This is a genomic window from Kitasatospora sp. NPDC093102, from assembly GCF_040683915.1.
GTDB lineage: Bacteria > Actinomycetota > Actinomycetes > Streptomycetales > Streptomycetaceae > Kitasatospora.
Genome location: NZ_JBFBFA010000006.1, coordinates 146,783 through 158,866 on the forward strand (window position 1 = coordinate 146,783; position 12,084 = coordinate 158,866).

At 74.3% G+C, this 12,084-nt stretch carries 12 protein-coding genes; 9 read left to right on the plus strand and 3 right to left on the minus strand.

The window, feature by feature from the left end; all coding sequences use genetic code 11:
• Window positions 1-622 precede the first annotated feature (622 nt).
• The 6 genes from AB0O11_RS11340 to paaE all read left to right on the plus strand — a co-directional run bounded on the left by AB0O11_RS11340 (window position 623) and on the right by paaE (window position 6,463).
• Entirely contained in the window at window positions 623-2,068 is a 1,446-nt protein-coding gene (locus tag AB0O11_RS11340) for a M20/M25/M40 family metallo-hydrolase (protein ID WP_363384276.1), read from the plus strand.
• 340 nt (window positions 2,069-2,408) lie between these two features.
• Complete coding sequence (gene paaA, locus AB0O11_RS11345) at window positions 2,409-3,443, plus strand: 1,2-phenylacetyl-CoA epoxidase subunit PaaA (RefSeq protein WP_363384279.1); 1,035 nt, start codon at window positions 2,409-2,411, stop codon at window positions 3,441-3,443.
• Complete coding sequence (gene paaB / locus AB0O11_RS11350) at window positions 3,440-3,769, plus strand: 1,2-phenylacetyl-CoA epoxidase subunit PaaB (protein ID WP_363384282.1); 330 nt, start codon at window positions 3,440-3,442, stop codon at window positions 3,767-3,769. Before paaA ends, paaB begins: the two co-directional genes overlap by 4 nt.
• A 13-nt stretch (window positions 3,770-3,782) precedes the next feature.
• Window positions 3,783-4,697 (plus strand): 1,2-phenylacetyl-CoA epoxidase subunit PaaC, encoded by a 915-nt coding sequence (paaC, locus tag AB0O11_RS11355; RefSeq protein ID WP_363384285.1) that lies wholly within the window; start codon window positions 3,783-3,785, stop codon window positions 4,695-4,697.
• 26 nt (window positions 4,698-4,723) lie between these two features.
• Window positions 4,724-5,275 (plus strand): 1,2-phenylacetyl-CoA epoxidase subunit PaaD, encoded by a 552-nt coding sequence (gene paaD, locus AB0O11_RS11360; RefSeq protein ID WP_363384288.1) that lies wholly within the window; start codon window positions 4,724-4,726, stop codon window positions 5,273-5,275.
• Window positions 5,276-6,463: a 1,2-phenylacetyl-CoA epoxidase subunit PaaE gene (paaE, locus tag AB0O11_RS11365; RefSeq protein WP_363384291.1), complete on the plus strand. Its 1,188-nt coding sequence runs from the start codon at window positions 5,276-5,278 to the stop codon at window positions 6,461-6,463. It begins immediately after the preceding gene.
• A 3-nt stretch (window positions 6,464-6,466) separates the two neighbouring features.
• Here paaE and AB0O11_RS11370 read toward each other — a convergent pair whose 3' ends face one another.
• Entirely contained in the window at window positions 6,467-7,621 is a 1,155-nt protein-coding gene (locus AB0O11_RS11370) for an NAD(P)-binding domain-containing protein (RefSeq protein WP_363384294.1), read from the minus strand.
• 170 nt (window positions 7,622-7,791) lie between these two features.
• On the minus strand, window positions 7,792-8,163 hold the full coding sequence (locus AB0O11_RS11375; RefSeq protein WP_224275238.1) for a YbjQ family protein: 372 nt from the start codon (window positions 8,161-8,163) through the stop codon (window positions 7,792-7,794).
• A gap of 126 nt (window positions 8,164-8,289) precedes the next feature.
• On the opposite strand from AB0O11_RS11375, the gene AB0O11_RS11380 reads away from it, so the two are divergent.
• The 3 genes from AB0O11_RS11380 (at window position 8,290) to AB0O11_RS11390 (ending at window position 10,825) form a co-directional block, all read left to right on the plus strand.
• Entirely contained in the window at window positions 8,290-9,219 is a 930-nt protein-coding gene (locus AB0O11_RS11380) for a hypothetical protein (RefSeq protein ID WP_363384298.1), read from the plus strand.
• Between the two features lie 228 nt (window positions 9,220-9,447).
• Window positions 9,448-9,930, plus strand: a complete 483-nt coding sequence (locus AB0O11_RS11385) for a hypothetical protein (protein ID WP_363384301.1) — start codon at window positions 9,448-9,450, stop codon at window positions 9,928-9,930.
• Window positions 9,931-10,111: 181 nt separating this feature from the next.
• Complete coding sequence (locus tag AB0O11_RS11390; protein ID WP_363384304.1) at window positions 10,112-10,825, plus strand: aminoacyl-tRNA hydrolase; 714 nt, start codon at window positions 10,112-10,114, stop codon at window positions 10,823-10,825.
• A 110-nt stretch (window positions 10,826-10,935) separates the two neighbouring features.
• Here the strand turns inward: AB0O11_RS11390 and AB0O11_RS11395 are convergent, their stop codons facing one another.
• Window positions 10,936-12,012 (minus strand): ABC transporter ATP-binding protein, encoded by a 1,077-nt coding sequence (locus tag AB0O11_RS11395; protein ID WP_363384307.1) that lies wholly within the window; start codon window positions 12,010-12,012, stop codon window positions 10,936-10,938.
• Between the last annotated feature and the right edge of the window lie 72 nt (window positions 12,013-12,084).

Here is a 12,084-nt window from a genome sequence, read left to right on the forward strand (position 1 = left end):
GGTCCATGGTGGAGATGGGCGCGATCCGGCGACCGCGCCCGCGCGCCGATCCAGGCCCGCGCGCCGAGCGCCCGCGCCGATCGTGGACGGGCGGCCTCCGAAGCGGGGCCCGGTACCGGCACGCTGGGAGCAGGGCCACCTCGCAGGAAACCGAACGGTTCTTCTAGGCTCACATCTCGGCTTCCCTGCGGCGGTCCGGCCACTGCGCCCGCCGCCAGGAGGCCGCCGTCCACGGGGCTCCGGGCGGACCGGGGCCACCGGATCGAGCGAGGAGGACGCACATGCCAAGCACGCCGCCCAACCGTTCCACCGTACTTGGGCCAGACGGGCCGATTCGGTGGGCCGCTCATCATCCCGGCCGACCGGCGAGATCCGGCCGGGCCTGGTACCCGGGCGGGAGCGGTCGGCCGGTACGGCCACTGAATACCGACGGCGGCCGCGGAGGCGAGCGTTGAGTCCCCAGATCGTCGGGTCGCCGGCCGTGCCGGGCGCCGCAGCGGAACCCGACGGGACCCCGGTCGCCGTCCCGGCCGCCACCGACAGCGAGGTCCTCGCCACAGCCGCCACCATCACCCCAGCCACTGCCGCTGGCACGGCAACTACCGCGGCGGATCAGGCAACCATGGTTCCGTCTGCCTCGGTTCAGGCCGCCGCAGCCACGTCCGGTGCCGCGAAGACCGCCGTGGCCAGGACGGCCGTCGCGAAGACCGCAGCCGCCAGGTCCGCTCTCGCGAAGTCCGTCCTCACCAAAACCGTCGTCGCGAAGACCGCGGTGGCGAAGCCTGCTGTCGCGAAGCCCGCGACGGGATCGGCCGCCACCGCCACCCCCGGGACCGCCGCTCCTGGGACCGCCACCCTTGGGACCGCCGCCCCTGGGGCCACCACCGTCCCCACGGCGCTGCCCGGGGTGCCGCAGGCGCTCAGCACCCGTGCCCGGACCCTTGCCGGAGCCGTCCGGCGCCGCTGCGCCGACCTGGCGCGGATCGAGTCACCCAGCGGAGATGCTCCCCGACTCGACGCCCTCGCCGAGGAGTTGGCCGCCGGCTTCCGGGCCACCGGCGCCACCGCGCGGCGCGAACCCGGACCGGCCGGTGACCACCTCGTGCTGGAGTGGGAGGGCCGGGACGAGTCCCTGCCGCACCTGCTGATCGTGGGGCACCACGACACCGTCTGGCCGGTCGGCACCCTCGCGGACTGGCCGGTGACCGAGGAGGACGGCCGGCTCACCGGTCCCGGCGTGGTCGACATGAAGGGTGGACTCGCCATCCTGGAGGGTGCGTTGGCGCTGCTCGCGGACCTGGGCGAGTGCCCGCACCGGACCGTCCGCTTGGTCGTGGTCTCCGATGAGGAGGTGGGCAGCCCGGACGGGCGGCGCCTGGTCGAGCGCCAGCTGCGTGGGGCCGCAGCGGTGGTGGGGCTCGAACCGCCGCACCCCGACGGTCGGTTGAAGACCGCGCGGCGCGGCAGCACCCGGGTGCGGCTCACCGTGACCGGCCGTGAGGCGCACGCGGGCAACGACGCCCACGACGGGGTGTCCGCGGTCGACGAGCTGGTGGACCAGCTCGTGCTGGTGCGTGACCTCGCCGGCCAGCCCGGTACCGAGCTCAACGCCGGCCGGATCAGTGGTGGTTCGCGCGCCAACGTGGTCGCCGGCCGGGCCGAGGCCGAGCTGGGGCTGCGCTTCTCCACCGCCGAGGCGCAGCGCCGTACGCTCGACAACCTTGCCCGGCTCACCGCGCTGCGTCCGGGGGCCCGCGTCCGTACGGAGGTGCTCTCCAGCCGTCCGGCCTGGCCCGAGCGGACCGGCAACCCGCTGCTGCGGCACGTGCGTTCGCTGGCCGCGGCGCTCGGGCAGCAGCTGGACGGTGCCCCGGCGGGCGGGGCGGGGGACACCAACCTGCCGGGCTCACGCGGGCTGCCGACCCTGGACGGCTTCGGTGCCGTGGGTGCCGGGGCCCATGCGCGGCACGAGCACATCCGGCTCGACCAGATCGCCCCCCGGATCGCCCTGCTGGCGGCGCTGCTTGCGGTGCCGCTGCCGCGACTGCGTGACCGCGCGGAGGGATGATCCCGCGGTGAACCGCTGACGGTCAGCAGTCAGCAGTCAGCAGTCAGCAGCCGGTAGTCGACAGCCGGCAGCCGGCAGCAAGTGGCAACAGCAGTCGGTGGGCAGGCGGCCGCGAACGTGTGGCCGCGAACAGGAGACAGCGGACGGACGACTGCAGACAGGCGACAGCGAACAGAGAGCAGCCGACAGATAACAGCTGACAGATTCTGAAATCTGTCAGCTGTTATCTGTTTCGCACCTTGCCATCCCTCCGTCCCGCCACGCAGAATGGTACCGACCGAACGGTCAGTCGGTCGGTTGGCGTCGAGGCGACCGGCCGGGCAGGAGACGAGAGGGGACCGTGGTGACAGCAGAGGTGACCGAGGCGGTCCCCGCGCAAACGCCGGAGGAGCGGTTCGAGGCGGTCGTCGCCGCCGAGCAGCGGATCGAGCCCAGGGACTGGATGCCCGACGCCTACCGGGCCACCCTGATCCGCCAGATCGCCCAGCACGCCCACTCCGAGATCATCGGCATGCAGCCCGAGGGCAACTGGCTGACCCGGGCCCCGTCCCTGCGCCGCAAGGCCATCCTGCTCGCCAAGGCCCAGGACGAGGCCGGCCACGGCCTCTACCTCTACGCCGCCGCCGAGACCCTCGGGGTCGACCGTGCCGAGCTGACCGAGAAGCTGATCTCCGGCCGACAGAAGTACTCCTCGATCTTCAACTACCCGACCCTCACCTTCGCCGACGTCGGCGTGATCGGCTGGCTGGTCGACGGCGCCGCGATCTGCAACCAGGTGCCGCTCTGCCGGTGCAGCTACGGCCCGTACGCCCGCGCGATGGTGCGGATCTGCAAGGAGGAGTCCTTCCACCAGCGCCAGGGCTACGAGCTCCTGATGACGCTGATGCGCGGCACCGAGGCGCAGCGCCGGATGGTCCAGGACGCGGTGGACCGCTGGTGGTGGCCGTCGCTGATGATGTTCGGCCCCTCGGACGCAGACTCCCCGAACAGCGCCCGCTCGATGGCCTGGCGGATCAAGCGGCACAGCAACGACGAGCTGCGCCGGCGCTTCGTCGACATGACCGTCCCGCAGGCCGAGCACCTGGGGGTCACCCTCCCGGACCCCGAGCTGCGCTGGAACGAGGACCGCGGCGGCTGGGACTTCGGTGAGCCTGACTGGTCCGAGCTGACCAGGGTCATCCACGGCCAGGGCCCCTGCAACGCCCAGCGGATCGAACGCCGCCGCGCTGCCCACGAGGAGGGTGCCTGGGTGCGCGAGGCGGCCGTCGCCTACGCGGCCAAGCGCGCCGCCGAGGCCGCCGCAGTCACCGAAGCGACCGAAGGCACCCAAGCCACCGAAGCCGTCGAAGCCACCGAACAGGAGAACGGAAAGTGACCGACCCCCAGGTTGGCTCCCCGGCAGCGTCCAAGGCCGGGTCCAAGGCCGGCTGGCCGCTGTACGAGGTGTTCGTGCGCCCCCGGCGCGGGCTGAACCACGTCCACGTCGGCTCGTTGCACGCCGCCGACGACCGGATGGCCCTGCTCGCCGCCCGCGACCTGTACACCCGTCGCAACGAGGGCGTGAGCCTCTGGGTGGTCCGCTCCGACGCGATCACCGCCTCCACCCCGGACGAGCGCGACCCGTTCTTCGAGCCCAGCGGCGACAAGGTCTACCGCCACCCGACCTTCTACGACATCCCCGAGGATGTCCCGCACATCTGACGGGGGAGTCATCGTGCACGACCACACCACCTCCACCACCGGCGCCGGTGAGGACGACCACGTTTACCTCAGCCTCGCCGACGCCGCCCCCGGCCCCGAGGGCGAGGGCCGCTGGGCCTACGGGACGGGCTTCGCCGACCCGCTGCTCGGCGTGGACACCGCGCTGCCCGCCGGTCTGGACGGCACCGACCTCGCCGCCTACTGCCAGATGCTGGGCGACGACGCCCTGGTCCTCGCGCAGCGGCTGATCGAGTGGTGCACCCGGGCACCCGAACTCGAGGAGGAGGTCGCGCTCGCCAACCTGGGCCTCGACCTGCTCGGCCAGGCCCGGCTGCTGCTCACCCGGGCCGGCCAGGCGGACGGCACCGGCCGCACCGAGGACGACCTGGCGTACTGGCGCGAGGAGCACGAGTTCCGCAACGTCCGCCTGGTGGAGACGCCGAACGGCGACTTCGCGTACTCGATCGCCCGGCTGCTGCTGTTCGCCACTGCTCGCGGCGCCCTGTACGAGGCGCTGAGCGCGCACCCCGACCCGGTGCTGGCCGCGGTCGCCACCCGGGGCGTCAAGGAACTGGCGTACCACCGGGAGTACGCCACCGCCTGGACGCTGCGCCTCGGTGACGGCACGCCGTACTCCGCCGAGCGGATGCAGGCCGGGCTGGACGCCGTCTGGCCGCTGCTGGAGGAACTGTTCACGGCGCACCCGGTGGAGCTGCGGGCGGGCGTCGACCCCGCGACCCTGCGTGACCCGGTGCTGCGCTCGCTCGCCGCCGTCCTCACCGAGGCCGGACTGACCGTGCCGGACGTGGCGCCACTGGCCACCGTCCTCGGCCGGGCCGGCCGGGACGGCGTGCACACCGAGGCGCTCGGCCCGCTGCTCGCCGAGCTCCAGGTGCTGGCCCGAACCCACCCGGGGGCGACATGGTGACGGGCGGCACGGCAACGGGCGACACGGTGACGGGCACGGCGGACCCGACGACCCGCGACCCGGCCTGGGCGGTCGCCGCGGCCGTCCCGGACCCGGAGCTGCCCATGCTCACCCTGGCCGACCTGGGCGTCCTGGCCGAGGTCGAGGTGGAAGGCGGCAGCGGCACCGTGACCGCCTGGCTGACCCCGACCTACTCGGGCTGCCCCGCGGTCGCCGAGATGGCCGCCGACGTGGACCGCCGGCTGCGCGCGGCCGGGTACCCGGACGTCCGGGTGCGGCTGCGGCTGGACCCGCCGTGGTCCACCGATCTGATCACCGCCGAGGGCCGCCGCAAGCTCGCCGAGGCGGGCATCGCCCCACCGCGCCCGACCGTCGCCGCCGCCGCGGCCGGACCGGTGGCGCTCACCCTCGGCCCGACCCGCGCCGGAACCGCGACCGTGACCGCGTCCCCCGTGCCCTGCCCGCACTGCGGTGACGCCGACACGGAGGAACTGTCCCGCTTCGGTTCCACCGCCTGCAAGGCGCTCTGGCGCTGCCGGGCCTGCCGCGAGCCGTTCGAACGCGTCAAGGAGATCTGAATGCCCGCCGCTTCCCCCGCTGCCGCCTCCGCCACTCCCGCTTCCGCCGCCGGGGCCACCACCGGGTCCGCTCTCGGCGCCGAGGCGCCCGGCGTCCGCCCCGCCCGCCGTCCGACCTTCCACCGGCTGTCGATCGACCGGGTCGAGCGGCTCTGCGAGGACGCCGTCGCGGTGACCTTCGCGGTGCCGGACGGGCTGGCGGAGGAGTACGCCTTCCGCCCCGGGCAGACCCTGACCCTGCGCAAGCTGGTGGACGGTTCCGACGAGCGCCGCTCGTACTCGATCTGCGCTCCGGTCGGCGGGCCGCTGCGGATCGCCGTGCGGGAGGTGCCCGGTGGGCTGTTCTCGCGCTGGCTGGTGCGCGAGGCGAAGCCGGGCGAGAAGGTGGAAGTCCTGACGCCCTCCGGCCTGTTCACTCCCGAGCTCGGCGTCCCGGCCGACCACGTGCTGCTCGCGGCCGGCTCCGGCATCACCCCGATGCTGTCGATCGCCGCCTCCGTGCTGGCCGCCGACCACAGCTCCACCGTCACCCTGTTCTACGGCAACCGGCGCAGCGACACCGTGATGTTCGCGGACGAGCTGGCCGACCTGAAGGACCGCTACCTCGGCCGCTTCCAGCTGGTCCACGTGCTCTCCCGGGAGACCAGGGACGCCGAGCTGCTCAGCGGCCGGCTGGACCCGGAGCGGGTGCGTGCGCTGCTGGCGGCGCTGGTGGACGTCGGGAGCGTCGGGCACTGGTGGCTGTGCGGCCCGTTCGGCATGGTCGCCGGGGCGAAGGAGCTGCTCGCCGAACTGGACGTGCCGGGTGAGCGGGTGCACCAGGAGCTGTTCCACGCCGAGGACGAGCCGCTCCCGGAGCGCGACGAGGACTGGGACCGGACCGACGGCTCGTCCGACGGCGCGTCGGGCGCGCAGAGCGAGGTCACCGTCGTCCTCGACGGCCGCGGCAGCACGCTCTGCCTCCCGCGCGACCGCTCGATCCTGGACGGCGCCCAGCGCTCCCGCCCCGACCTGCCGTTCGCCTGCAAGGGCGGGGTGTGCGGCACCTGCCGCGCCCTGGTCACCGAGGGTGAGGTGGAGATGCGCCGCAACTTCGCGCTGGAGGAGAAGGAACTGGCCGCCGGCTACGTTCTCACCTGCCAGGCCCGCCCGCTCACCGACCGGGTGACGGTCGACTACGACCGCTGAGCCTCAGACGACGGCGGGCTCCATCGCCGGGTTCCCGGGCGTCGGTTCTCCGAGCGCCGGAACCCCGGGCGTCGGTCCTTCGGGCGTCGGCCTCCCGAGTGCCGGGTCGCCGAGCAGCCTGACCAGGTCGTTGACGGCCGCGCGTCCGGCCCGGTTGGCGCCGACGGTGCTGGCGGACGGGCCGTAGCCGACCAGGTGGACGCGGGGGTCTGCGGTGGCGCGGGTGCCGGTGAGCGCGATGCCGCCGCCGGGGGATCGCAGCCCGAGCGGGGCGAGGTGCCCGACCTCGGGCCGGAAGCCGGTCGCCCAGACGATCGCGTCCACCGCCAGCTCCTCGTCGCCCCACGCGACCCCGTGCTCGGTCAGGCGGTCGAACATCGGCCGGCGGTGCAGCGCGCCCAGCTCCTCGGCGCGCCGGTAGGCGACGGACGGGCCGAGCCCGGTCACGCTCACCACGCTGCGCACCGGAAGGCCCTGGCGGACCCGCTCCTCGACCTTGGCCACCACCGCGCGCCCGTACTCGGGGGTGAACGGCCCTTCGTGGTAGACGGGTTCGGAGCGGGTGACCCACACCGTCTCGCCGACCGCCGCCACCTCCGACAGCACCTGGATCGCCGAGGCGCCGCCGCCCACCACCAGCACGCGCTTGCCCGCGAACTCCTCGGGACCGCGGTACTCGGCATAGTGCAGCCGGCGGCCCGCGAAGTGGCCCGGGTAGTGCGGGAGGAAGGGACGCGTCCAGGTGCCGGTGGCGTTGATCAGCGCGCGGGTGGACCAGGTGCCGCGGTCGGTCTCGACCAGCAGCCGGGAGTCGGGGCTCCCGGACTCGGCCCGGACGGTGTGCACCGTGACCGGGCGTACGACCGGGAGCGCGTGCCGGGCCTCGTACGCCGCGAAGTACTCCGGAACCACCTCGCGCGCGGGGGCCTCGGTGTCCGGCGGCGGGAGTTCGGCGTCGGGGAGGTCATGGAAGCCGTGCACGGTGGCCATCCGCAGGGACGGCGAGCGGTGCGCCCAGGCGCCGCCGGGTACGGCGTTGGCGTCGAGGACGACGAAACCGCCGCCGACGCCCACCCGGTAGGGGGCGAAGCCGCGACGGCGCAGGTGGTAGGCGGCGGACAGGCCTGCCTGCCCGGCGCCCACCACCAGGACGTCCACGCGTTGCGGAACGCTGTTCGTTGCACCGTAAACAGTCACGCCCGTGAAACATCGGAACCCCGGCGGCTGTTCCCGCCTGGGTTCCGCCGGTGGGGCGTGAACCGGTGGGGCGTGAACCGGTGGGACGTGAACAGGTGGGACGTGAACGGGGGCGCGTGGCCGGAGGGGTGTCAGGCGGCCGGGGAGATCACCGCGGCGGTGCCGTAGGCGCAGACCTCGGTGCCGACGTCGGCCGCCTCCGTGACGTCGAAGCGCATCATCAGGACGGCGTTGCCGCCGCGTGCCTTGGTCTGCTCGATCAGCCGCTGCATCGCCTCGTTGCGGCTCTCGACCAGGGTCTTCGTCAGACCGCGCAGCTCGCCACCGATCAGTGACTTCAGACCGGCGCCGATCTGGCTGCCTAGGTGACGGCTGCGGACGGTCAGCCCGAAGACCTCGCCGATCACGTGGTCGACCCGGAAACCGGGGATGTCGTTGGTGGTCACGACCAGGACGTCGGCGTTCGGGCCCTGCCCGCCGCCGTACTCGTTGATGTCTGCCATGGGACGCATCCTGCCAAAGTTCCTGCGTCCGGGTGAGCGAGGCGGGGCCGGATGGTGGCCGAGAAGGCATCCGGAAGCTGGTCCGGACCGGTGATCGGGGGACCGAAAGGCCGTACCGTTAGCCCCATGGGCGAGCGAAGCGATCATCCACAGGGGCCGGGCGCGGCGGAGGACTCCGGCGCGCAGGAGATCGAGGCGACGGTGGTGCTGGGCCTGCGGATCACCGACTGGCCGGCCCTGCGCGCGGCCGCGATCAGGGCCGTCGAGGAACTGGACTTCGAAGGAATCGACCCGGCCGGCCAGCGCCGCGAACTGCTGCGCGAGGTCGCCGAGGATGCCAACGCGGCGCTCGGCGCGCTGCTGCATCCGGACCGGCTGGTGGCCGCCATCCCCGGGGTCGAGGCGATCGGCGGCACGCTGGAGATCAGCGTCACCGAGGACTTCACCCCCGACTTCGCGGACCTGTTCCCGCTGGAGGGCGACGAGGAGGAGGGCGGCGCGGGCGCGGACTGGACGCTCACCCCGCGCACAGCCTGCCTGCTCCACGCCCAACTGATCGGCCTGGCCGACGCCGCGTACGACGACTTCGACGAGCACGGGGACGAGCCGGTCGCCGACGGCGAGGACACGGACTGGACGGTCTTCGCCCGGCTTCCCCAGCGCACCTGGCGGATGCACCGGGGCTGGCGCCGCGCGATGGCCCGCGCCTTCGACGACCTCGCCGACGACCTCGCGCTCGGCGAGTGGCCGCTGCCGCGCTGCCTGGCCGAGGAGCTCGCGCTGCGGATGGCCCTGGTGGACGCCCGGGCCCTGCTCGTCGCGCAGCCCGAGTCGGTGGCGGACATGATGGGCGACCTTCCGGCCGACCTGTACGACTACGACTGGGACGGCTGCCACGACGAGCTGTTCGGCGTCTACGGGCCGGACGACGGCGACCCGGAGCTGGGGGCGGAGCAGCGCACGGAGGCGCTGCTGGCGGCCACCCACCCGGAGGGCTGGTTCCTGATGTACGAGGACGCGGAGGAGCGGGACCCGCAGCGCGGCTACCGGCGCTGACGGGACGTTGCGCCGCCGGGTCGGGCCGGGCCGGGTCGGGTCGGGTCGGGCTGTCCGGGGCGCCGGGCGCCGGGGCTCCGTGGCCGACGCCCGGGCCGGGCGGCCCGGCGAATCGGCGGTTAGGCTGCGGGCATGTCCGATGTGCCCGGAATGCATGATCTGTCCACCGGTGGCTCCGGCGATGCTTTCGGAAGCCCCGATGCTCCTGAGGGTGTGAACAGGGCGAACGTGAACAGGTCGAACGGGGCGCCGAGCGGTGAGGAGGAGGCGGCGCTGGCCCGGATCGCGCTCGGGCTGGACGGGGCGCAGGCGGCGCAGCGCGGCCGGACGGCCGAGGCCCGGGTCGGCTTCGAGGCGCTCTGGGAGGCGCTGGGGGATCAGGACGTCTTTCACCGGTGCGTCGTCGCCCACTACCTGGCCGACCTGCAGGACGACCCGCGCGCCGAGCTGGAGTGGGACCGGCGGGCCCTGGCCGCCGCCGACTCGCTCGGCACCGGGCGCGCCCAGACGTACGAGTCGGCGCTCCAGGTGCGGGCCTTCTACCCCTCGTTGCACCTCAACCTGGCCTCGGACCACCTCAAGCTCGGCGAGCCGGACCTCGCCCGCGACCAGCTCGAACGGGCCGTGCGCAGTCTGGACGCGCTGCCCGAGGGTGCGTACAACGCGAGCATCCGGACGGCGGTGGACGAGCTGCGGCAGCGGCTGAGGTGAGCGCCGAGGCGAACGCTGCGGTGAGCGCCGCACTGGTCGGGGCGGTGGTTGCGGCGGTGAAGGCCGAGGTGGACGGGGCCGGCCGAGTCGGGCGGGGCGGGGCTGGCATCCTGGACGGGTGACTTCTCCTTCCGATGCTCCGACTTCCGCGTCTGCGACCCCTTCTGCGACCCCGGGCTCCGTGTCTCCCTCCCCGGTGGCCGACCCCGGCGACGCCCCGGAGCGCGAGGGCCGCGACGAGCGGCCGCAGTACGTGCTGCCGCTGGTCGTCCGGCTGGAGCGGGCCACTCCGCCGGGCCGGACGGACGCGCTGGAGACCTCGGCGCGGGCGGTACTCACCCTGCTGGCCGACCCGCGGGTGACCGAGGCGGACGGCGAGTGGGCGGAGCGGGTCGCGGCCTGGGAGGACGCCCGGATCCGGAAGGTGGTCCGGCGGGCCCGGGGAGGGGAGTGGCGTCGCGGGGGCGAGCTGCCGGGCGTCACGGTGCACGGGCGGGAGGCCGAGGTGCGGGTGTTCCCGCCGATCCCGCTGGACGGCTGGCCGAAGGACCTGGCCAAGCTCCAGGTGTCCGGGACGGACCTGGAGGAGACGGCCGAGGCCGGCGCGCCCGAGCCGGGGCTGCCGGTGCTGTGGCTCAATCCGGAGCTGGAGATGAGCGCGGGAAAGACGATGGCGCAGACCGGCCACGCCGCCCAGCTCGCCTGGTGGCGGCTGGACGACGCACAGCGCAAGGAGTGGGCCGAGGCCGGCTTCGCGCTGGCGGTCCGGACGGCCTCGCCGGAGGCGTGGGAGGAACTCGTCCGCAGTGGGCTGCCGGTGGTCCAGGACGCGGGCTTCACCGAGATCGCGCCGGGCAGCTGCACGGTGATCGCGGAGCATCCGGCGCTGCGGTGACGAGCGTCGCGGACGGCGGCTGACGGGCGGCGGGGGTGATCGCTGCGTACGAGTCGGGGTTCGTCGAGCCGTCGGAGTGGCCCCGCCGAGGTGATGCCTCCGACGGGCTGTCAGGCCGGGTAGGCGTGGGTCTGGGTGGCTTTGACCGAGGCCCAGACCGCGACGCCTGGCGCCAGTTCCAGCTCGGCGACGGCGGCCGGGGTGAGGTCGGCGGCCATCGGCAGCTCGCCGGAGAGCTCGGCGCGGACCTGGTCGCCGTGCAGGTCGAGCCCGGTGACCTCGGCCTTCCACAGGTTGCGCGCGCTGGTCTGCGGGCGCTCCCGGTACAGGGTCACGGCGGAGGGCGGGAAGGCGACGAAGGCCGGCCCGTCCAGCTCCTCGGTGGTGGCCAGGACCGTTCCGTCCGGGAGCGTGACCCGGGTGCTCTCGGCCCGGCCCTGGTACAGGTTCAGCCCGACCAGCCGGGCGATGTAGTCGGTGCGCGGGCGCCGGGCGACCTCCGCGGGGCTGCCGGACTGCACCTCCTGCCCGTCCTCGATCACCACCAGCCGGTCGGCCAGCACCATGGCGTCCAACGGGTCGTGCGTCACCAGCACCGCCACCGCCTCGAACTCGGCCAGGTGTCGCCGCAGTTGGGCCCGTACGTCGAGCCGGGTGCGCGCGTCCAGGGCGGCCAGCGGCTCGTCCAGCAGGAGCAGCCGGGGGCGTACGGCGAGGGCGCGGGCGAGCGCCACCCGTTGGGCCTGGCCGCCGGAGAGCCGGCCGGGGCGGACCGAGGCGTGGTCGGCCAGGCCCATCCGCTCCAGCCAGTCGGCCGCCTCGGCCCGTGCCTCGCGCCTGGGGCGGCCCTGGCAGCGCGGGCCGAAGGCGACGTTGTCGAGCGCGCTGAGGTGCGGGAACAGCAGGTAGTCCTGGAACACCACGCCGACCGGCCGTTCCTCGGCCGGGGTGTGCACACGCTGCGCCGGGTCCTCCAGGAGGCGGCCGTCCAGGCGCAGGTGGCCGCCGGTGAGCGGGAGCAGTCCGGCGAGGGCGCGCAGGGCGGTGGACTTGCCGGCGCCGTTGGGGCCGAGCAGCGCCACCACCTCGCCGGGGGCGGCGGTGAGGGCGAGGTCGAGGGCGAACGCGGCGCGCTCGACCCGCAGACGGGCGTCCAGGGCGGGGCCGGAGAGGTTTTCGGTGCTCATCGGGGCAGCATCCAGGTGTCCGGGGGAGTGTCCGAGAGAGTGGCCGGGGGCGCGACCGCAACCGCGTCCGAG

Excerpts from the sequence above, each read along its gene's own strand:
- AB0O11_RS11375 (WP_224275238.1), bottom strand. The coding sequence starts at position 8,163 with ATGGCAGACATCAACGAGTACGGCGGCGGGCAGGGCCCGAACGCCGAC.
- AB0O11_RS11395 (WP_363384307.1), bottom strand. The coding sequence starts at position 12,012 with ATGAGCACCGAAAACCTCTCCGGCCCCGCCCTGGACGCCCGTCTGCGG.
- paaE (WP_363384291.1), top strand. The coding sequence starts at position 5,276 with ATGCCCGCCGCTTCCCCCGCTGCCGCCTCCGCCACTCCCGCTTCCGCC.
- AB0O11_RS11340 (WP_363384276.1), top strand. The coding sequence starts at position 623 with ATGGTTCCGTCTGCCTCGGTTCAGGCCGCCGCAGCCACGTCCGGTGCC.
- AB0O11_RS11380 (WP_363384298.1), top strand. The coding sequence starts at position 8,290 with ATGGGCGAGCGAAGCGATCATCCACAGGGGCCGGGCGCGGCGGAGGAC.